Annotated in this window: 22 protein-coding genes; 14 read left to right on the top strand and 8 right to left on the bottom strand. The window is 42.0% G+C overall.

Features of this window, described 5'->3' with window-relative positions; genetic code table 11:
• The first annotated feature begins 63 nt into the window (after nt 1–63).
• The gene (locus tag HMPREF2764_RS07330; RefSeq protein WP_070528437.1) at nt 64–1,914 is read left to right on the top strand and encodes a polysaccharide biosynthesis protein; all 1,851 of its coding nucleotides are present in this window, start codon (nt 64–66) and stop codon (nt 1,912–1,914) included.
• A gap of 216 nt (nt 1,915–2,130) precedes the next feature.
• Here the strand turns inward: HMPREF2764_RS07330 and HMPREF2764_RS07335 are convergent, their stop codons facing one another.
• Genes HMPREF2764_RS07335 through sdaAB form a run of 3 tightly spaced genes read right to left on the bottom strand, consistent with a single transcriptional unit; the run spans nt 2,131 to nt 4,337 of the window.
• Complete coding sequence (locus HMPREF2764_RS07335) at nt 2,131–2,763, bottom strand: HAD family hydrolase (protein WP_070528439.1); 633 nt, start codon at nt 2,761–2,763, stop codon at nt 2,131–2,133.
• A gap of 21 nt (nt 2,764–2,784) precedes the next feature.
• Nucleotides 2,785–3,657: an L-serine ammonia-lyase, iron-sulfur-dependent, subunit alpha gene (gene sdaAA, locus HMPREF2764_RS07340; RefSeq protein WP_000500050.1), complete on the bottom strand. Its 873-nt coding sequence runs from the start codon at nt 3,655–3,657 to the stop codon at nt 2,785–2,787.
• A gap of 8 nt (nt 3,658–3,665) precedes the next feature.
• The gene (sdaAB, locus tag HMPREF2764_RS07345; protein WP_000838909.1) at nt 3,666–4,337 is read right to left on the bottom strand and encodes an L-serine ammonia-lyase, iron-sulfur-dependent subunit beta; all 672 of its coding nucleotides are present in this window, start codon (nt 4,335–4,337) and stop codon (nt 3,666–3,668) included.
• Between the two features lie 239 nt (nt 4,338–4,576).
• On the opposite strand from sdaAB, the gene HMPREF2764_RS07350 reads away from it, so the two are divergent.
• A complete protein-coding gene (locus tag HMPREF2764_RS07350; protein WP_020902660.1) occupies nt 4,577–5,227 on the top strand; it encodes an aggregation-promoting factor in 651 nt (216 codons plus the stop codon).
• Between the two features lie 52 nt (nt 5,228–5,279).
• Here the strand turns inward: HMPREF2764_RS07350 and HMPREF2764_RS07355 are convergent, their stop codons facing one another.
• Nucleotides 5,280–6,143: a helix-turn-helix domain-containing protein gene (locus HMPREF2764_RS07355; protein WP_070528443.1), complete on the bottom strand. Its 864-nt coding sequence runs from the start codon at nt 6,141–6,143 to the stop codon at nt 5,280–5,282.
• A 382-nt stretch (nt 6,144–6,525) separates the two neighbouring features.
• Here HMPREF2764_RS07355 and HMPREF2764_RS07360 point away from each other — a divergent pair, with 382 nt between their 5' ends.
• From HMPREF2764_RS07360 to mnmG, 6 genes are all read left to right on the top strand, one after another.
• Nucleotides 6,526–6,810: a lactococcin 972 family bacteriocin gene (locus tag HMPREF2764_RS07360; RefSeq protein WP_001230190.1), complete on the top strand. Its 285-nt coding sequence runs from the start codon at nt 6,526–6,528 to the stop codon at nt 6,808–6,810.
• 54 nt (nt 6,811–6,864) lie between these two features.
• On the top strand, nt 6,865–8,973 hold the full coding sequence (locus tag HMPREF2764_RS07365) for an amino acid ABC transporter permease (protein WP_070528446.1): 2,109 nt from the start codon (nt 6,865–6,867) through the stop codon (nt 8,971–8,973).
• Nucleotides 8,970–9,599, top strand: a complete 630-nt coding sequence (locus tag HMPREF2764_RS07370) for an ABC transporter ATP-binding protein (protein WP_070528449.1) — start codon at nt 8,970–8,972, stop codon at nt 9,597–9,599. Before HMPREF2764_RS07365 ends, HMPREF2764_RS07370 begins: the two co-directional genes overlap by 4 nt.
• A 749-nt stretch (nt 9,600–10,348) precedes the next feature.
• Entirely contained in the window at nt 10,349–11,470 is a 1,122-nt protein-coding gene (gene mnmA / locus HMPREF2764_RS07375; protein ID WP_070528453.1) for a tRNA 2-thiouridine(34) synthase MnmA, read from the top strand.
• 140 nt (nt 11,471–11,610) lie between these two features.
• Nucleotides 11,611–12,066: an NUDIX hydrolase gene (locus tag HMPREF2764_RS07380; protein WP_049500731.1), complete on the top strand. Its 456-nt coding sequence runs from the start codon at nt 11,611–11,613 to the stop codon at nt 12,064–12,066.
• Nucleotides 12,067–12,075: 9 nt separating this feature from the next.
• Entirely contained in the window at nt 12,076–13,989 is a 1,914-nt protein-coding gene (gene mnmG, locus HMPREF2764_RS07385) for a tRNA uridine-5-carboxymethylaminomethyl(34) synthesis enzyme MnmG (RefSeq protein WP_070528462.1), read from the top strand.
• 244 nt (nt 13,990–14,233) lie between these two features.
• Here mnmG and rnjA read toward each other — a convergent pair whose 3' ends face one another.
• On the bottom strand, nt 14,234–15,913 hold the full coding sequence (rnjA, locus tag HMPREF2764_RS07390) for a ribonuclease J1 (protein WP_049500725.1): 1,680 nt from the start codon (nt 15,911–15,913) through the stop codon (nt 14,234–14,236).
• A 1-nt stretch (nt 15,914) separates the two neighbouring features.
• Nucleotides 15,915–16,148: a DNA-dependent RNA polymerase subunit epsilon gene (locus tag HMPREF2764_RS07395; RefSeq protein WP_000639571.1), complete on the bottom strand. Its 234-nt coding sequence runs from the start codon at nt 16,146–16,148 to the stop codon at nt 15,915–15,917.
• Nucleotides 16,149–16,426: 278 nt separating this feature from the next.
• Here HMPREF2764_RS07395 and HMPREF2764_RS07400 point away from each other — a divergent pair, with 278 nt between their 5' ends.
• Complete coding sequence (locus HMPREF2764_RS07400; protein ID WP_000282478.1) at nt 16,427–16,642, top strand: hypothetical protein; 216 nt, start codon at nt 16,427–16,429, stop codon at nt 16,640–16,642.
• Between the two features lie 332 nt (nt 16,643–16,974).
• Here the strand turns inward: HMPREF2764_RS07400 and cibB are convergent, their stop codons facing one another.
• Nucleotides 16,975–17,127, bottom strand: a complete 153-nt coding sequence (cibB, locus tag HMPREF2764_RS07405) for a fratricide two-peptide bacteriocin subunit CibB (RefSeq protein WP_070528467.1) — start codon at nt 17,125–17,127, stop codon at nt 16,975–16,977.
• A 1-nt stretch (nt 17,128) separates the two neighbouring features.
• Nucleotides 17,129–17,314 (bottom strand): fratricide two-peptide bacteriocin subunit CibA, encoded by a 186-nt coding sequence (gene cibA / locus HMPREF2764_RS07410; protein WP_000180843.1) that lies wholly within the window; start codon nt 17,312–17,314, stop codon nt 17,129–17,131.
• Between the two features lie 191 nt (nt 17,315–17,505).
• Here cibA and tsaB point away from each other — a divergent pair, with 191 nt between their 5' ends.
• The 5 genes from tsaB to HMPREF2764_RS07435 all read left to right on the top strand — a co-directional run bounded on the left by tsaB (nt 17,506) and on the right by HMPREF2764_RS07435 (nt 20,866).
• Nucleotides 17,506–18,189 carry a tRNA (adenosine(37)-N6)-threonylcarbamoyltransferase complex dimerization subunit type 1 TsaB gene (gene tsaB / locus HMPREF2764_RS07415; protein ID WP_070528476.1) on the top strand — a complete coding sequence of 228 codons (684 nt, stop codon included), beginning with the start codon at nt 17,506–17,508 and terminating at the stop codon, nt 18,187–18,189.
• Entirely contained in the window at nt 18,186–18,623 is a 438-nt protein-coding gene (gene rimI / locus HMPREF2764_RS07420; protein ID WP_070528480.1) for a ribosomal protein S18-alanine N-acetyltransferase, read from the top strand. Before tsaB ends, rimI begins: the two co-directional genes overlap by 4 nt.
• The gene (gene tsaD, locus HMPREF2764_RS07425; RefSeq protein WP_070528484.1) at nt 18,613–19,623 is read left to right on the top strand and encodes a tRNA (adenosine(37)-N6)-threonylcarbamoyltransferase complex transferase subunit TsaD; all 1,011 of its coding nucleotides are present in this window, start codon (nt 18,613–18,615) and stop codon (nt 19,621–19,623) included. The genes rimI and tsaD overlap by 11 nt, the downstream gene beginning before the upstream one ends.
• A 234-nt stretch (nt 19,624–19,857) precedes the next feature.
• Entirely contained in the window at nt 19,858–20,553 is a 696-nt protein-coding gene (locus tag HMPREF2764_RS07430) for an AzlC family ABC transporter permease (protein WP_083306622.1), read from the top strand.
• Nucleotides 20,543–20,866 carry an AzlD domain-containing protein gene (locus HMPREF2764_RS07435; RefSeq protein WP_033685607.1) on the top strand — a complete coding sequence of 108 codons (324 nt, stop codon included), beginning with the start codon at nt 20,543–20,545 and terminating at the stop codon, nt 20,864–20,866. The genes HMPREF2764_RS07430 and HMPREF2764_RS07435 overlap by 11 nt, the downstream gene beginning before the upstream one ends.
• Nucleotides 20,867–20,913: the final 47 nt, after the last annotated feature.

A 20,913-nucleotide genomic window follows, 5' to 3' on the forward strand; every position in this document is an offset into this window, starting at 1 on the left:
AGTTTGCTCTTTGATTTTCATTGAGTATAATCATCCAGCTCTTTTAAGGAGGAGTAAATTTCTATGAATAAAAAACTCACAGATTATGTGATTGATCTGGTGGAAATTTTAAATAAGCAACAAAAACAGGTTTTCTGGGGAATATTTGATATTTTGAGTATGGTGGTTTCCATCATTGTATCTTATATTTTATTCTACGGATTGATTAATCCAGCACCTGTTGACTACATTATCTATACGAGTTTGGCCTTCCTGTTCTATCAATTAATGATTGGATTTTGGGGATTGAACGCTAGTATCAGTCGTTACAGCAAGATTACGGATTTCATGAAAATCTTTTTTGGTGTGACTGCTAGCAGTATCTTGTCATATAGTATCTGCTATGCCTTCTTGCCCCTCTTCTCCATCCGTTTTATCGTACTCTTTATCTTGTTGAGTACTTTCTTGATTTTATTGCCACGGATTACTTGGCAGTTAATCTACTCTAAACGCAAAAAGGGAAGTGGTGATGGAGAACACCGTCGGACCTTCTTGATTGGTGCCGGTGATGGTGGAGCTCTCTTTATGGATAGTTACCAACATCCAACTAGTGAATTAGAACTTGTTGGTATTTTGGATAAGGATGCGAAGAAAAAGGGACAAAAACTTGGTGGGATTCCTGTTTTGGGTTCATATGATGAATTGCCTGAATTAGCCAAACGCCATCAAATTGAGCGTGTTATCGTTGCGATTCCGTCGCTTGACCCGTCAGAATATGAACGTATCTTGCAGATGTGTAATAAGCTGGGTGTCAAATGTTACAAGATGCCTAAGGTTGAAACCGTTGTTCAGGGACTTCACCAAGCAGGTACTGGCTTCCAAAAAATTGATATTACGGACCTTTTGGGACGTCAGGAAATTCGTCTTGATGAATCGTGTCTGGGCGCAGAACTGACAGGTAAGACAATCTTGGTTACAGGTGCTGGTGGTTCAATCGGTTCTGAAATCTGTCGACAAGTTAGCCGTTTCAATCCTGAACGCATCGTCTTGCTCGGTCATGGGGAAAACTCAATCTACCTTGTTTATCATGAACTGATTCGTAAGTTCCAAGGGATTGATTATGTACCAGTTATTGCCGATATTCAAGACTATGACCGTCTCTTGCAAGTCTTTGAGCAGTACAAGCCAGCTATTGTTTACCATGCTGCTGCCCACAAGCACGTTCCGATGATGGAGCGCAATCCAAAAGAAGCCTTCAAAAACAATATTCGTGGAACTTACAATGTTGCTAAGGCTGTTGATGAAGCCAAAGTACCTAAGATGGTTATGATTTCGACAGATAAGGCGGTTAATCCACCAAATGTTATGGGAGCAACCAAGCGCGTGGCTGAGTTGATTGTCACTGGCTTTAACCAACGTAGCCAATCGACCTACTGTGCAGTTCGTTTTGGAAATGTTCTTGGTAGCCGTGGTAGTGTCATTCCAGTCTTTGAACGTCAGATTGCTGAAGGCGGTCCTGTAACGGTGACAGATTTCCGCATGACCCGTTACTTTATGACTATTCCAGAAGCTAGCCGTTTGGTTATTCACGCTGGTGCTTATGCCAAGGATGGGGAAGTCTTTATCCTTGATATGGGCAAACCAGTCAAGATTTATGACTTGGCCAAGAAAATGGTCCTTCTAAGTGGACACACCGAAAGTGAAATTCCAATTGTTGAAGTTGGAATCCGCCCAGGCGAAAAACTCTACGAAGAACTCTTGGTATCAACCGAACTTGTTGATAACCAGGTTATGGATAAGATTTTCGTTGGTAAGGTGAATGTCATGCCTCTAGAAGCCATCGATCAAAAAATTGAAGAGTTCCGCACTCTTAGTGGAGATGAGTTGAAGCAAGCTATTATCGCCTTTGCCAATCAAACTACCCACGTTGAATAAAAAAGAAAAACGCATATTATCAGGTCTTGAAAAACCTTGGTAATATGCGTTTTGTTATGTGTAAACTTGCTTCATTTTATTCTGATACTCAATAAAAATCAAAGAGCAAACTAGGAGGATAGCCGAAGGTTACTCAAAGCACAGCGTTGAGGTTACAGAGAAAACTAACGTGGTTCGAAGAGTATGAAATTGAGTATTTGCCCAGTCTCCGTTATATTATTGAAAATACTTCAAAACTTCTAAGGGTTTGTGAGCGATATAATCAGGCTGATAGTTTAGTAGATCTGCTTGTTCTCCAAATCCCCAAGTGACAGCCAATTTCTGAATGCCTGTTTCTTGAGCTCCAAGCATATCAAACTTGGTATCTCCGATGATGATGGCTTGTTCTGGTGCTAGTTGATGTGTCTGTAAGGCTTGGCGAATGACATCTGCCTTATGAGGTGCTTCAGGGCTGGAGCCATAAATGCCATCAAAGAAATGATGGATTCCAAAGTTTTTAGTCATATCTTGAGCGGTAGGGGTATTCTTTGTAGTGGTGATATAAAGAGGATATTTGCTTGATAGCTCCTTAAGCAAGTCTACAATCTGAGGAAAGAGTTGAGCTTCATGGATGCCTTTTGCCTTGTAGTAAGAACGGTATATCTGAACAGCCTCAGAGATTAGTTCTTTGGGAAGGCAGGTCGCAAAACTACTTTCGAGAGGTGGTCCCATAAAACCTCGAATAGTTTTGGCATCAGGGCTAGGCACCTCCAGCTCCTTAAAGGTATGGGTAAAGGCATTGTGAATCCCGATAGAACTGTCAACGAGGGTTCCATCCAGATCGAAAAAAATCGCTGTGATAGAGGTCATGGTTTCTCCTATTTGATAAACTTATTCTCCGAAAATTTCTTTTTGGAGGCGACGACCAGTAGGGGTGGCAGCGAGTCCACCTTCAGCTGTTTCACGAAAGGCAGTTGGCATGCTTGCTCCTACTTGGTACATGGCATCGATAACTTCATCCACAGGAATTTTAGATTCGATACCTGCCAGGGCCATGTCTGCTGCGATGAAGGCAAAGCTAGCTCCCATGGCATTACGTTTAACACAGGGAACTTCAACCAAGCCGGCAACAGGGTCACAGATGAGGCCTAGCATATTTTTAATGACAAAGGCAATGGCCTGACTGGCCTGATAAGGTGTTCCACCGGCAGCTAGAGTCAAGGCTGCAGCACTCATAGCAGAGGCCGAACCAACCTCGGCCTGACAGCCACCTTCAGCACCTGAGATAGAGGCATTGTTTGCGATGACTAGTCCAAAGGCACCGGCAGCAAAGAGGAAATCCAGCTGTTGCTCGTGGCTGAGGTCTAATTTTTCAATAGCAGCTGTTAGAACGGAAGGCAGACAGCCAGCACTTCCTGCGGTCGGAGTGGCACAAACCAAGCCCATTTTGGCATTGTGTTCATTGACTGCAATGGCATTTCGGGCAGCAGAGAGAATCGTGTAATCTGACAGAGTTTTTCCGTTTTTGATGTAGTGATCCAATTTGGCAGCATCTCCACCTGTCAGGCCACTACGAGATTTATTTTCATTGAGGCCAAGTTGGACAGAGGCTTTCATGACTTCTAGATTGCGTTCCATGAGAAGGAAGACTTCTTCACGTTCGCGACCAGTCAATTCAAACTCTGTTGTAATCATGAGTTCTGCGACATTTCCTTGAAAGTCCAGTTCTGCCTGCTCGACCAATTCTTTGATAGAATAAAACATGCTTCCTCCTATTTAAAGAAATTGACATTGTGGAGATGAGGGATTTTTCGAATTTCTTCGATAGCCTCATCACAGTTGCGACTGTCAACTTCGATAATCATAATAGCTTTTTCACCAGCTTTTTCACGAGTAACATTCATCTGGGCGATATTGATATCATAGCGGGAAAGGGCCTCTGTTACGAGGGCAATCATACCTGGAATATCTTGATGAACAATGATGATAGTCGGTGTATTCATATTGAGAGAGACGGCAAAGCCATTGAGTTCGGTTACCTGAATATTTCCTCCCCCGATAGAAATACCAGTCACGCTAATGGTCTTATGAGCATTTTTAACGGTAATTTTAGTGGTGTTTGGGTGAGGGGCATTGCTGTCTTTCTGAATGGTCCAGACAATCTTGATGCCACGCTTGTGGGCAATTTCCAGGCTGTTTGGGATTTCAGGATCATCTGTATCCATGCCCAAAATACCTGCAACAAGGGCTAGGTCTGTTCCGTGACCACGATAGGTCTTGGCAAATGAGTTAAATAGTTGGAATTCGACTTCTGTCGGAGTATCATCAAAAATGGAAGAGACAATCTTCCCAATACGAACAGCACCAGCAGTATGGCTACTAGATGGGCCAATCATAACTGGTCCGATGATATCAAAGACAGATTGAAAACGAAGTGATTTCATCAGTTTCCCCTTATAAAAATTCTTATCTCTATTATATCAAAGAATGAAGGTCTTGGCTTTAATTGTGGATGAAAACCTTTTTACACTACAAATAGCATAAAAAAGCATCTTTTGTAACAAAAAATAGCTTGTTTAGGGAAATAAAAAATAATTTTGTAATATTTCTACATAAAAGTGTCAAGAAACAGTAATATTTAAAGGGTATGATAGTACTATAGAAAGAAGGAGAATTTTCGAATATGAAATCAACAACTAAAAAGATTAAAACAACTCTTGCAGGAGTAGCTGCCTTGTTTGCAGTATTTGCTCCATCATTTGTATCTGCTCAAGAATCATCAACATACACTGTTAAAGAAGGCGACACACTTTCAGAAATCGCTGAAACTCACAACACAACTGTTGAGAAATTGGCAGAAAACAACCACATTGACAACATCCATATGATTTATGTTGGTCAAGAGTTGGTTATCGATGGTCCGGTAGCGCCTGCTGCAACACCAGCGCCAACTACTTATGCAGCACCAGCTGCTCAAGATGAAACTGTTTCAGCTCCAGCAGCAGAAACTACAGAAGTAGCAGAAGAAGCAGCTCCAGTGGCAAGCACACCTGCAGCAGAAGAAACTGTTGCTACAGCAGAAACTTCAGCACCAGCTGCAACTGTAAGCGGATCTGAAGCAGAAGCTAAAGAATGGATTGCACAAAAAGAATCAGGTGGTAGCTATACAGCTACAAACGGCCAATACATTGGACGTTACCAATTGACAGATTCATACTTGAACGGTGACTACTCAGCTGAAAACCAAGAACGTGTAGCAGATGCCTATGTTGCAGGACGTTACGGTTCATGGTCAGCCGCTAAAAACTTCTGGCTTAACAACGGCTGGTATTAAGAAATAACAAACAGAATAATATGAAAAGGTCGAGGAGCTCCCTCGACTTTTTTTATAATTTCTTTGGTTGATAATGGGTCTCTACTTCTTTTTTGAGATGAGACAGCATAGAAGTTTCTTCGGTTAGCTCCAGAAGGGAGAACCCTTTTTGGATAAGTTTAGAATCGTCTGTACAAATCCCAATACGGACATAGCAGATAGCAAGCCTATCATAGCTTTTCTTGTTCTTGGCATCTTCTAGTAAAGTATAGCAGATTTGCTTACATATGTTTTTATCTTGATTGTATAAGTAAATGGTGGAAAGGTTTAATAGAATTGTCATTCGCAAGTCATATAAATGTTGGTAGTTTTTATAGACTTCTAAGCGTTGCAGGATTTTTCCAGTAATGAGATGGAGGTGATCAATGGGAAAGCTGAAAAGGATGGTATTGAGGATTTTTAGGTCACTTTCATACCATGTATCTTGTTTTTCAATTTTTTCCCAAAGTTTTTTGATAGTCTGTTTCACTTGGTCTGATAGTTGCTCTGTACCATGTTGACGGATATGAATGACAACTTCCAGCATATCCCTGATTTCTTCTATAGGGAGGTCATGATGGGTCTTGAGATAGTTTTGGCATGTTTCAAAAAAATCAACTAGACTACTGTTGCCAATGATAGAACTCATATTAAGATAAGTTTGTATGATTTCTGTTCGTTGGCTCGGTTGATAGAGATGGCAGATGTAGTCAAACTCTTCAAAACTCATATTGATTTGACGGAGAAGAAATTCCATATTTTCATATTTGGGAGTTGCCTTGCCGCTTTCAATCTTTGATAGGCTGGTTCTTGAGATGACATTTCCACAGACCTCTTCTTGGGTTAATCCTTTTGACTCACGTATTTCTTTATAGACCTTTCCAAAATCATAACGCATGATTTTCTCCTTTTAGTGAAAAAAGTTAACAAATAATAAAATCTAGTTAAAAATATTGTATCATAGTAACAGAAATAGTAAAAAAGAAAACTAAAATAGTGTGTGAAAAAAGTTAACTAATTTTAAAATAGAGTAAAGAAGAGGTATACTATAGATACGAAATACAGATAGGAGGGAAAGAGTATGAATAAAAAAGTTTTTCGTTTTTTAGTTATTCTTGCTTTCTTATTCAGCATTGCTACGGTTTTCCCATGGAACTGGCCGATATAATGCGCTAGTTGTAAAAATGAAAGGAAGGTGAGTCCAATGGACTACGATACTTGTTGATAAATTACTATAGCTGTTTCTACGGAACAGCTCTCGATAATAGGAGAAATAAATCATGAGAAAATTAGTTAGAATTGGTGTTGCATCTTTAATGGTATGTGGTATACTTGCTACTACAAATGCTTTAGCAGAATGGGTTGATGGTGGTCAATGGAACTATGGAGTAGGTTGGACAGGAACTTTTGGATATTCTGATTATTTACATTCTACTCGATCTCATACAGCAACTGTCAAGCATGGAGGTAGAATCTCTAAGGATCGTGAAGATCCCGAGGTTTGGGCTCAAGCTTCCCTTAATAAAATTCCGCCAACAGGATTAGAATATTTCTATGGATTTTAAGTGAAATTTTCCCTCTCCTATTAGGAGAGGGAAAACTTTAGTGGAGGTACTTTTATGAAAAAAATCAGTCATCTTTGTATGTTTCTGCTGTTGCTGTGTACCACTTTTTTTGTTTTTAATGTAAACTACACACGTGAAGCGGTTCGGATTCGGGAAATGGGAAAGACTGTAGATTCTTTGGATTTGTATTTGAAAGATATTAACGAACCTGCAGCGTCTGTTCTTCGATTTTTTGAGGATGTATCAAAGGAGTACAAAGTCTCCATCATCAAAACAGATAGTGGTGATGAGGTAATCAAGTCTGGTGTTTTTGATAAAGATACCTTCCCCTACCAAGAGTTTGGGATTTCTTCTCTTGATTTTACCACAGATGGTGAAGGAGTCTACAGTAATAAAAAAATTTCTAATAAACTTGGTACGATACCGACCTTTCTAAAAGCCAAGCCTATTCAGCTTATAACTTTTCAAACCTATATCAAGGATACATCTCGTAGTTTAAATGGTCGCTATACGATAACTTCTACACAAGAGATGGATAAGGATAGGATTGTACAGAAATGGAGCGATTTTTTCAAGATAGACCAGGCTACTTTGCTAGAGCCTACCTATAAAAGTGCAGTGGAAGTCATAAATCGAGATTTGCTTTTATCTGCCATTGTTTTTGTCTTGGCTATTTTACTTCTTGTGTTAGTAACAGTTTATCAGCCGATGATGGAGATGAAACGAGTGGGGGTTCAAAAGTTACTTGGTTTTCAAAGCGGGGCGATTTTAGCTGGTTTTGTAAAGACTAATTTTTATCTTCTCTTGGGTGGAAGTCTTATCATTGACTTGGGACTATTTTTAGTGCTGGACTACAGGCCAAAACTTCTGTTCCCAAGTTTACTCTTATCCCAATTTCTGCTTTTACAGTTGTATTTGTTTATCAGTTGGTTGACTTACCTGATGATTCAGAAAATGACAGTTAGTTCCATGTTGAAAGGTTTTTCATCTGTCAAACTTGGTCTCATCTTCAATTATGTGATGAAAATAGGGACAACTATTTTACTGACGGTCTTACTGATTGGGGTGGGCAGAAGTCTAGAACAAGAAAACAAAGAACTTGCTTATCAGCAACAGTGGGTAAGCCAAGGGAATTACTTGACCTTAGAAACCTTCCAACTCAATGATAACCTGTGGCAAGAAGAGCTAGCAGGGTCAGGGAAATCTACAGATTATTTCTACCAATTTTATCAAGATTTGCTAGCAAAAATACAAGTAAATTATGTGCGAAGTGCGAGTCTTCCTATCAAACCAGTCATCAAAGCTGAACAAGTACAGCAGTACCAACTGCCTGATAAGGTAGATGTTTACTATGCTAATAGCAATTTTCTAAAGAGCAAGGGATTCAAGTTACCAGATACCAGCACTAAAAAAGTTATTTTGATGCCAGCCAGTGATAAAGGACAAGAAGGTAAGAATCAGTTCTTGGGAAAATCCATAGCCTATCTTTCTCTGAGGTATGAAGATCAGCAAAAGCAAACAATAGAAGATATGGATGTAGAAATTGCCTACTATGAAGGAGATTGGTCATTCTTCCCTTATAATAATGAGCGAAAGGAAAACCTCCACAATCCAATCATTAGTCTGGTAAATGATCAAGACATGATGTGGGAAGAAAAGACTCGCTTGTCAACGACAGGTTTAAACAATCCTATGAAAGTTGAAAATACAGAACAAAATCAAAAAGTGATTACGGAGTTAGTTGAGAAATTATCAGATGGGAATTATTTAAAATTTTCATCGCTTCAAGCCATTCAACAAGAGAAAGTAGATTCTTATCGAGATGCAGTTCGAAATCTTAATATACTCTTTGCTTTGTTTGGTCTCCTTAGCATGATGATTTCCTACTTCTTACTAGTAACAACTTTCTTATTGAAGCGCAGGGACATCATTACCAAGAAATTTATGGGGTGGAAACTGGTCGATCGCTACCGCCCTCTCCTCGTTCTGCTCTTGCTGGGCTATAGTTTCCCTCTTCTAGTATTGATTTTCTTTGCCCATGCGCTCTTGCCACTCCTGCTGTTTGCAGGCTTTACATGTCTGGATATACTATTTGTGCTAGCCTTGGCTTCTAGGATGGAGAAAAGAAGTCTAGTAGAGTTATTGAAAGGGGGCATCTTATGATTGAGTTGGAAAATATTACCAAAACCATTGGGGGAAAAGTGATTTTGGATCACTTGTCTCTCAGGATTGATCAGGGGAATTTGGTAGCCATCGTTGGAAAAAGTGGTAGTGGTAAGTCGACCTTGTTAAATTTATTAGGTTTGATAGATGGTGATTATAGCGGACGGTATGAGATTTTTGGTCAGACAAATCTAGCGGTCAATTCTGCTAAGTCGCAAACAATAATCCGTGAACATATCTCTTATCTGTTTCAAAATTTTGCCCTGATTGATGATGAAACGGTCGAGTACAATCTCATGCTGGCGCTGAAATATGTGAAATTGTCCAAGAAAGACAAGCTCAAAAAGGTGGAAGAGATTTTAGAGAGAGTAGGTTTGTCAGCTACTTTGCATCAAAAGGTTTCCGAGTTGTCTGGTGGCGAACAACAACGAATTGCAGTTGCTAGAGCCATCTTAAAACCCAGCCAGCTGATTTTAGCCGATGAGCCGACAGGTTCGCTGGACCCTGAAAATAGAGATTTGGTCTTGAAGTTTCTCTTAGAGATGAATCGAGAGGGGAAAACAGTCATTATTGTGACCCACGATGCTTATGTAGCCCAACAATGTCATCGAATCATTGAATTGTAAAAAATACAGAAATCTTATCAAAAATCTTTAAATTTAAGGATACCTTTAAAATTTAATTTTAAAACACTCATTTATCAACATTTTTGATTGATAAAAATAGGAAATCAGTTGTTTTTGGGAGATTCCCTAAAATCACCTCCTAACCACACGTACTAAAAAGATACTTCCTATAGAAATCGTATGATTCTGAAGCTTCGAATAGTTCAGTTTTCATGATTTTTATGCTATTCTAGCTTTAGAATCCTTCAGAACGTAAAATTTTAAGCAGTCAAAGATTTAGAATATCCCTAAAACATTTATTTTATGGCAACTCTAAACGTAGAATTGCGTGGATATGTATGGATTTAATCTATTCGATAGTTAGGACAGCTCTATTCTGGGAAATCTGAGCGATTAATGGTTTAGAACAGCATTTCAACAATGGATTTTGTTCAAGGATTGATTATTTTATAAAAGAGGCCGGTAGATTATCAGCCTCTTTCTTGTCTTCTCCAACCAAGCATGTTATAATGAATACTGCTCAAGCGACCTTCAATCGTTAAGCACACACGACCTTCAATCGTGAACTAGTCATTTCGTTTATCTTTTATTACGTCGTTAACTCGTCTTGCCTAACTCAAGTTATGCCTGCGACTCGTTGCCTAGTCCTAAAAGCAAACGAAAAGACTATACTCGAAGAAATTCTATTGAAAGTCATAGTAAATAGAATTTTGAGGGGTATAAATAAACGAATAGATGGGAGACTTACCATGAGTGATAACTCTAAAACACGTGTTGTTGTGGGGATGAGTGGTGGTGTTGATTCGTCGGTGACGGCTCTTCTTCTCAAGGAGCAGGGTTACGATGTGATTGGCATCTTCATGAAGAACTGGGACGACACAGATGAAAACGGCGTCTGTACGGCGACCGAAGATTACAAGGATGTGGCTGCGGTGGCAGACCAGATCGGCATTCCTTACTACTCTGTCAATTTTGAAAAAGAGTACTGGAACCGCGTTTTCGAGTATTTCCTAGCGGAATACCGTGCAGGGCGCACGCCAAATCCAGACGTTATGTGCAACAAGGAAATCAAGTTCAAGGCCTTTTTGGACTATGCCATGACCTTGGGTGCAGACTATGTAGCGACGGGGCATTATGCTCGAGTGGCGCGTGATGAGGATGGGACAGTTCACATGCTTCGTGGTGTGGACAATGGCAAGGATCAGACCTATTTCCTCAGTCAACTTTCGCAAGAACAACTTCAAAAAACCATGTTCCCATTGGGACATTTGGAAAAGCCTGAAGTTCGCAGACTAGCAGAAGAAGCAGGCCTTGCGACTGCTAAGAAGAAAGACTCGACAGGAATTTGCTTTATCGGAGAAAAGAACTTTAAAAACTTTCTCAGCAACTACCTGCCAGCTCAGCCTGGTCGCATGATGACTGTGGATGGTCGCGATATGGGTGAGCATGCAGGACTTATGTACTATACGATTGGTCAGCGTGGCGGTCTCGGTATCGGTGGGCAACACGGTGGTGACAATGCACCTTGGTTCGTTGTCGGAAAAGACCTGAGCAAGAATATTCTCTATGTAGGACAAGGATTCTACCATGATTCGCTCATGTCAACCAGCCTTGAGGCTAGTCAGGTTCACTTTACTCGTGACATGCCAGAGGAGTTTACGCTCGAATGTACGGCTAAATTCCGCTACCGTCAGCCTGATTCTAAGGTGACCGTCCATGTCAAAGGAGACAAGGCAGAGGTTATCTTTGCAGAGCCACAACGTGCGATTACACCAGGACAGGCTGTCGTCTTTTACGACGGGGAAGAGTGTCTAGGTGGTGGTTTGATTGACAATGCTTACCGCGATGGACAAGTTTGTCAGTACATTTAGATTGACAAATTTTCTCAATTTGCTACAATAATAAAAGCAATAGAAATGATGGTCAAAGCTCATGGATGTTGCAGGCTTTTTTGTCCTGCACTTCTTTGGAGTTTTGACTGTTTTTGTGTCGTTTAGAGGAAAGGACAAGAATGATTCAACAAGACTTTCGGACAAAAACAGGAAATACAGTTTTTGGAGTTCGGGCGACAGCCTTGATTGTCCAAAATCGCAAGCTCCTAGTCACCAAAGATAAGGGCAAGTATTACACTATTGGCGGTGCCATCCAAGTTAACGAAAGAACGGAAGAAGCGGTAGTCCGTGAAGTGAGGGAAGAACTGGGTGTCGAAGCTCAAGCTGAGCAACTAGCTTTTGTGGTTGAAAATCGTTTTGAAGAAGATGGTGTCTATTGGCACAACATCGAGTTTCATTATCTGGTGGACTTGCTTGAGGATGCCCCGTTGACCATGCAGGAAGATGAGAAAAGGCAGCCTTGTGAGTGGATTGATTTGGATCAGCTTAAGGGTATCAATCTAGTTCCAGCCTTTTTGAAAACAGCCCTGCCAGATTGGGACGGCCAACTAAGACACATTCATCTTGAGGAATAGGAGAGAAACATGACATATAATTTTACTGAAGAATACGATATTATTGTAATCGGTGCGGGACACGCTGGGGTAGAAGCATCCCTAGCAGCCAGCCGTATGGGCTGCAAGGTCTTGCTTGCGACCATCAACATTGAAATGCTGGCTTTCATGCCATGTAATCCCTCTATCGGTGGTTCTGCCAAGGGGATTGTCGTGCGTGAAGTTGATGCCCTTGGTGGTGAAATGGCCAAAACCATTGACAAGACTTACATCCAGATGAAGATGCTCAACACAGGGAAGGGGCCAGCGGTGCGTGCCCTTCGTGCGCAGGCTGACAAGGAACTTTACTCTAAGGAAATGCGCAAGACAGTTGAAAATCAAGAGACTCTCACCCTTCGTCAAACCATGATTGATGAGGTTTTGGTGGAAGATGGTAAGGTTGTCGGTGTCCGTACAGCTACCCATCAAGAATATGCTGCAAAGGCCGTTATCGTGACCACAGGGACTGCACTACGTGGGGAAATTATCATCGGAGACCTCAAGTATTCGTCAGGTCCTAACCATAGCCTAGCTTCTATTAACCTTGCTGATAACCTTAAGGAATTAGGACTCGAAATTGGTCGTTTCAAGACGGGAACACCTCCACGTGTCAAGGCTTCTTCTATTAATTACGACGTGACAGAGATTCAGCCAGGGGACGAAGCGCCAAATCACTTCTCATATACTTCACGTGATGAGGACTATGTCAAGGATCAGGTGCCATGTTGGTTGACCTATACCAACGGTACCAGTCATGAGATTATCCAAAATAACCTCCACCGTGCGCCTATGTTTACAGGTGTGGTCAAGGGAGTGGGCCCTCGTTACTGTCCGTCAATTGAGGACAAGATTGTGCGCTTTGCGGACAAGGAACGCCATCAACTCTTCCTTGAGCCAGAAGGGCGCAATACAGAGGAAGTCTATGTCCAAGGTCTTTCAACCAGTCTGCCTGAGGATGTCCAACGTGACTTGGTTCATTCTATCAAAGGTTTGGAAAATGCTGAGATGATGCGAACTGGTTATGCAATTGAGTACGACATGGTCTTGCCTCACCAGTTGCGTGCGACTTTGGAAACCAAGAAAATTTCAGGTCTCTTCACTGCTGGTCAAACAAATGGAACGTCAGGTTACGAAGAAGCTGCTGGCCAAGGGATTATCGCGGGTATCAATGCGGCTCTGAAAATCCAAGGCAAGCCTGAGTTGATTTTGAAGCGCAGTGATGGTTATATCGGGGTGATGATTGATGACTTGGTGACCAAGGGGACCATTGAACCTTACCGTCTCTTGACCAGTCGTGCTGAGTACCGTCTCATCCTCCGTCATGACAATGCGGATATGCGTTTGACAGAGATGGGACGCGAGATTGGACTTGTGGATGATGAACGCTGGGCGCGTTTTGAAATCAAGAAAAATCAATTTGAAAATGAGATGAAGCGTCTCGACAGTATCAAACTCAAGCCAGTCAAGGAAACCAATGCTAAGGTTGAGGAGATGGGCTTCAAGCCATTGACAGATGCGGTGACAGCCAAGGAATTCCTTCGCCGTCCAGAAGTTTCTTACCAAGATGTGGTGGCTTTCATCGGGCCAGCTGCAGAGGACTTGGATGATAAGATTATCGAATTGATTGAAACAGAAATCAAGTACGAAGGTTATATTTCAAAAGCCATGGATCAGGTTGCCAAGATGAAACGCATGGAAGAAAAACGTATTCCAGCCAATATCGACTGGGATGATATTGATTCTATCGCAACCGAAGCCCGTCAGAAGTTCAAACTGATCAATCCAGAAACCATCGGACAAGCCAGTCGTATTTCGGGAGTAAACCCAGCAGATATTTCTATTTTGATGGTGTATTTGGAAGGTAAAAATCGTAGTATTTCTAAAACTCTTCAAAAATCAAAATGATACGTCGTCGGCTTCGGCTCACCTAACTTAAGTTATGCTTTCGCCTAGCCTTCTAGTCTGATTTCGATTTTTATTGAGTTTCAATCTCAAAAGAAAGCATAGAAAAAACAGCTCCGAAAACGGGGCTGTTTTGTTGACTTGTACTCAATGAAAATCAAAGAGTAAACTAGGAAGCTAGCCGAAGACTGTACTTGAGTACGGCAAGGCGAAGCTGACGTGGTTTGAATTTGATTTTCGAAGAGTATTATTCTTCATCTGGTGTGAGAATCATAGGGATGATGATCGGTTCACGTTCTGTATTTTCATAAAGGAAGGGGCGAATAGCGTTGACAATGGCACCATTGACAGATTGCACGCTAGCATCCTTGTTTTTCAGTGCGATACGAATGGCATTGAAGAGGATGCGTTGGCTTTGGCGAATCAAGTCGCCAGACTCTCTCATGTAGACAAAGCCTCGACTGAGGATGTCTGGACCAGATAGAATCATCTGCGATTTGAAGTCAACAGTTGCGACTGCCAGAACGACACCGTCTTCAGATAGATCACGACGATCTTTGAGGACAGCTGCGCCGATTTCACCGATACGATTTCCATCGACATAGATGTCTTGGGCGTTGAAATGACCTGCAATACGAGCTGAGTTAGCAGTAAGGGCAAGCACATCACCATTGCTCATGATAAAGATATTGTCCTTCTCAACACCAGTATCCACCGCAAGTCCAGCATGGACTTTTTGCATGCGGTATTCACCGTGAACAGGCATGAAGTATTTTGGCTTAATCAAGCGGAGCATAAGTTTTTGCTCTTGTTGGCCACCGTGTCCAGATGTATGGATATTGTTAACCTTACCGTGGATAACTTCGACACCAGCTTCTGAAATGATGTTAATCAGCTTGTTGACGCTAGTAGTGTTTCCAGGGATTGGGCTAGAAGAGAAGATAACCGTATCACCGGGTTGGAGTTGTACCTGACGGTGGGTTCCGTTGGCGATACGAGAGAGGGCTGCCATTGGCTCGCCCTGACTACCTGTACAGAGGATGAGAACCTCGCCTGCAGGGTAGTCTTTTATTTCATTTGGCTCGATAAAGGTTCCCTTAGGAGCTTTGATGTAGCCAAGGTCGATTCCGTTGACAATGGCCTTTTCCATAGAACGACCAAAGACCGCAATCTTGCGTCCAGTCTTAACAGCGGCTTCTGTTGCTTGTTGGAGACGGAAGATATTTGAGGCAAAGGATGCAAAGATGATACGTCCCTCTATGCCTTGGATAATCTTCATGATGGACTGGCCAACGACTTTTTCAGAGTTGGTAAAGGTTGGAATTTCTGCATTTGTCGAGTCAGACAGGAGACAGAGTACACCGTCTTCACCAAGAGCTGCCATACGGTGCAAATCTGCTGGTTCACCAACTGGTGTTAAGTCAAACTTGAAGTCACCCGTACAGACAATTTTCCCTTGAGGAGTATGAATGACAATCCCCAAAGGTTCTGGAATAGAGTGAGTCGTTCTAAAGAAAGTTGCCTTGAGATTTTTAAAGGTCAACTCAGTATTGTGGTTGATTTCGTAAAGTTTGGCGTTGCGCAAGAGGCCGTGTTCTTCGAGTTTTCCACGGATCAAAGCCAAGGCAAGCGGTCCAGCATAGATAGGGACATTTGCTTGCTTGAGTAGGAAAGGAATCCCACCGATGTGGTCCTCGTGTCCGTGGGTAATCAAAACAGCCTTGACGCGGTCGATATTGTCGACTATGTAAGAGTAGTCAGGGATAACATAGTCGATACCAAGCAAGTCATCTTCTGGGAATTTAATCCCAGCATCGACGATGATAATCTCGTCTTGGTATTCAATTCCGTATGTGTTTTTCCCGATTTCTCCCAGACCACCGATGGCAAAAACGCCGACTTCTTCAGGTTTAAGAGTGTAGGCCATATTAGAACTCCGTAATTTCGAAGGCGCCAGTTTCTTTTTCGTAATCTAGCAATTTGTCAGACAAGAGTTCGATATACTCGATATTGTACTCTGGGCGATTTTCTTCGACAAGTTGGCGAGCAGCGATACGGCCCTCAAGTTCTGAGTTAGCATCGATGTCTAGGTATAGTGCGCGTGTTGTTTCACGACGTGGGCTACGTTCTTTTGTTTCTTGATAAAAAACTTTGTAAATCATATAGTTCCTTTCTATTTTACAGGTCAGCTTATTCCAAACTTTTAGCATAGATTTGCTTGATTTCATTCCATTTTGTGTCTAGATTGACCTTGATTCGTTACAATTATTTCAATTATACCACAAAATGAAAAATTAGTAAAAGACGGAAACGAGAAAGTCACATAAGCACTCAAAGGTAAGCGTTTGCAAAAATAAAGAAAATATGTTATCTTGATAATGGAAGTGAAATTTATTGCTTGTCATAATTCCATATAGTTTTAAGTCAAGGAGGTTGCCCTATGTATAACTTATTTGCTTTTGCTATCGGAGCTCGCTTGGTGGCTTTTATTGTGTTTGTTGCTTGCGTTTACGCTGGGAATCTTCTATTTGCCAAACTGGAACGACGACAAACCAAGTTCTTATGGAAAATTACCTTTGTGACCCTCTACTCGCTTTTTCTCCTCCTTGTAACCTATGTCGTTTGGTTTGTATTTTACTTTGGATTAAATGCTTAGATGCCCTGCTCATGCTGGGGCATTTTTGTTTGGGGGTAAAAGACAGTAGATTCATGACACGAAAATTCCACCCCTTCTATCAAGATGAGGTGGTCTTTGCATTTTTCTAAAATGACATGACAATGGAATAAATGTTTGCTTTAAGAATTTATTCTTATTATGTTAATGACTCTTCTGCTCAAAAATAGAGTTGAAGCATAAAAATAAAACAATACAAACAGATAGATCAATTGGTAAAGGGATAGTAGTAATGTTTAAATCGTTGAGAATGCTGATCAAACTGTAAGAGATGAAGACAATAAAATTTATCCTTCTAAAAATGTGTCTTTTATCTAGCATGACTTACCAAACTTTTTACGGAGATCTTTCCCAATGGTATAAGCTGCCATAAATAAAGCGATACCAACACCTGCACCAAAACCACCCTTGATTTCTTGCAATTCCTTATTAGAAATTTCACGATAGTTGTTCAAATCTTTCATCATATTAATCTCCTCCTAAAAAATAACCAGCTGCTAAACCAGAACCTACAAGTGCTGTGCCACCTGCAATAGCTTTCCAAGATACTGCTACTCCAAAGATAACCAAGGGAGCGAGACCGCCATCAATATCTGATAATTCATTTTCAGATAAGGATAAAAATTGATTGTCAAGAACGTCAAAATTTGTCATTGAACTTTCCTCCTTTTTTCTTGTTCACTTTTATATTCGGAAAAGAAAAGGAAAAGTGAACATTTTTTTGAAATTTATTTGCGAATTATTTTTTGTTTAAGTCTAGGTATTCCTGTTTGGGGATAAAGAAAATTCCCATGTGCCAGCTTTTGTAGTATAATAGTAAGCAGACAAAAAGATAGGAATGTGTTATGAAAGTATTAGCTTTTGATACGTCCAGCAAGGCTCTTTCTCTCGCTATTTTAGAGGATAAGCAGGTTCTTGCCGAGACGACGATTAATATCAAGAAAAATCACAGTATTACCCTCATGCCTGCCATCGATTTTTTGATGGCAAGTTTGGACTGGACGCCCAAGGATTTGGACCGAATCGTGGTAGCGGAAGGGCCTGGTAGCTACACAGGCTTGCGAATTGCGGTAGCAACTGCCAAGACCTTAGCTCACACTCTGAACATCGAGTTGGTTGGTATGTCTAGCCTCTTGGCTCTGGTGCCATACCAACAAGAAGGCTTGTTCGTTCCTTTGATGGATGCGCGTCGCAACAATGTTTATGCAGGATTTTATGAAAATGCCAAACCTGTTATGCCAGAAGCGCACCTGCCTTTTGAGCGAGTCATCGAGCTAATCAAGGGTGCTAGTCAGGTAACCTTTGTCGGAGAAGTTGGCCCCTTTGTGGAGCAAATTCAAGAACACTTGCCAAGGACTAATTTCAAAGAAACCTTGCCTAATGTAGCCAATCTTGCTCTTTTGGCCTGGGATAAGGAAGCAGACTCCTTGCATAATTTTGTGCCTAACTATCTCAAGCGTGTCGAAGCTGAGGAAAACTGGCTCAAGAACCATACTGAGTCTGGCGAGTCTTACATTAAACGCCTATGATAGAAATCAAACGAATCCAACAGCAACCTGACTTGGCTCAAGCCATCTACGCTGTCATGGCAGCTGTTTACCCAGTCAGTCCTTGGAGGCTGGAACAAATCCAAGCAGACCTGTCCCAAGACCAGACTTGGTATGCTCTGGCTTATGATGGGGCGGAAGTGATTGGCTTTCTAGCTGTGCAGGAGAATCTATTTGAAGCAGAGGTCCTGCAAATCGCTGTCAAACAAATCTATCAGGGGCAGGGAATTGCCTCGGCCTTGTTTGCTCAATTGCCGGCAGACAAGGAGATTTTCCTCGAAGTCAGAAAGTCAAACCAACGAGCGCAAGCATTTTACAAGAAAGAAAAGATGGCGGTCATTGCTGAGCGAAAGGCCTACTACCATGATCCAGTCGAGGACGCCATCATCATGAAGAGAGAAATAGATGAAGGATAGATATATTTTAGCATTTGAGACATCCTGTGATGAGACCAGTGTCGCCGTCTTGAAAAACGACGATGAGCTCTTGTCCAATGTCATTGCTAGTCAAATTGAGAGTCACAAACGTTTCGGGGGCGTAGTGCCAGAAGTAGCCAGTCGCCACCATGTCGAGATCATTACAGCCTGCATCGAGGAGGCACTAGCAGAAGCAGGAATAACCGAAGAGGATGTGACAGCTGTTGCGGTCACCTACGGACCAGGCTTGGTCGGAGCCTTACTAGTTGGTTTGTCAGCTGCCAAGGCCTTTGCTTGGGCTCATGGACTTCCGCTGATTCCCGTTAACCACATGGCTGGTCACCTTATGGCAGCTCAGAGTGTGGAGCCTTTGGAGTTTCCCTTGCTAGCCCTCTTGGTTAGCGGTGGGCACACAGAGTTGGTTTATGTTTCGGAGGCTGGTGACTACAAGATTGTTGGGGAAACGCGAGATGACGCGGTTGGTGAGGCCTATGATAAGGTTGGCCGTGTCATGGGTTTGACCTATCCTGCTGGTCGTGAGATTGACGAGCTAGCTCATCAGGGACAGGATATTTATGATTTCCCTCGTGCCATGATTAAGGAAGATAATCTGGAGTTTTCATTCTCAGGTTTGAAATCGGCCTTTATCAATCTTCACCACAATGCCGAGCAAAAGGGAGAAAGCTTGTCCACAGAGGATTTGTGTGCTTCCTTTCAAGCAGCTGTCTTGGATATTCTTATGGCAAAAACCAAGAAGGCCTTGGGAAAATACCCTGTTAAAACCCTGGTTGTGGCAGGTGGCGTGGCAGCCAATAAAGGTCTCAGAGAACGCCTAGCGGCCGAAATCACAGATGTCAAGGTCATCATCCCACCACTGCGTCTTTGTGGAGACAATGCAGGAATGATTGCCTATGCCAGCGTCAGCGAGTGGAACAAAGAAAATTTTGCAAACTTGGACCTCAATGCCAAACCAAGTCTTGCCTTTGATACTATGGAATAAAATGGAGTCTGTCTGATTACAATCAGCAGACTTTTTTCTCTTTCCTGAATGTGTTATAATAGTCCATGCTGTGGCTGGAGCCTTTTCAGCCTACTTATACTCTTCGAAAATCTCTTCAAACCGTGTCAGCTTCTATCTGCAACCTCAAAACAATGTTTTGAGCAACCTGCGGCTAGCTTCCTAGTTTGCTCTTTGATTTTCATTGAGTATTATTAAGACAATACGAGGAGAAAGATGAAAGAAAAAGGATTTTGGGAGGGGGCGCAGGCAGCCATGCCAACGGCCCTTGGTTATATCAGTATCGGGCTGGCCTGTGGGATTATCGGTGCGCCCTATGTGACACCTGTTGAGATGGGCTTGATGAGCCTCTTTGTTTATGCCGGGAGTGCCCAGTTTGCCATGCTGGCACTGATTGCGGTTCAAGCACCTGTGGCAGCTATTGCTATGACGGTCTTTTTGATTAATTTGCGTCTCTTTTTGTTGAGCTTGCATGCGTCGACCTATTTCCGTCATACCAGTCTCTGGCAAAATATCGGTATGTCTAGTCTCTTGACGGATGAGACCTATGGCGTTTTGATGGGCGAATTGGCCCATACAGACAAGGTCAATCCTATGTGGATGCACGGAAATAATCTCAACAGTTATGTGGCTTGGTTTGTGGGAACAGTGGTTGGAACGGCTCTAGGTGGCCTGCTGCCAAATCCAGAGATCTTTGGTTTAGATTTTGCTCTTGTTGGGATGTTTATCGGAATTTTTGCTTCGCAATTCCAGATTATGCAAAGACGGATTCCTGTTCGCAATCTGTTTATTATTTTAGCAGTTGTTGCTGTGTCCTTCTTTTTACTCTTGACAGTGGTGTCTCAGTCGCTAGCTGTTCTGTTTGCGACGCTACTTGGTTGTAGCATGGGGGTGGTTTTAGATGGTCAGTAAGTATCTTTTATTAGCAGTTGTTTTCTCTGGCTTGGTGACGTGGATTCCCCGTATGATTCCCTTCATCTTGGTCAAGTATAAGGGCTTGCCTGCTATCGTTGAGCGTTTTTTGAAATTCTTGCCCGTTTCTATTATCTTTGCCTTGATTCTTTCAAGTGTAGTGACAGGCAAGGTTGGTAGCCTTCCTCAAATCAAATGGCTGGACTTCTTAGCAGTCTTTCCAACGGCTTGGGTGGCCTTTCGTTACCGCAATCTAGTCGGAACAGTTCTCTTTGGAGTGGTCTTAATTGCAGTTTTACGTTTGGTCTTTTAATACTCTTCGAAAGTCTCTTCAAACCACGTCATCTTCACCTTGCCGTA

The organism is Streptococcus sp. HMSC073F11 (assembly GCF_001810785.1).
In the GTDB taxonomy this organism is placed as follows: domain Bacteria; phylum Bacillota; class Bacilli; order Lactobacillales; family Streptococcaceae; genus Streptococcus.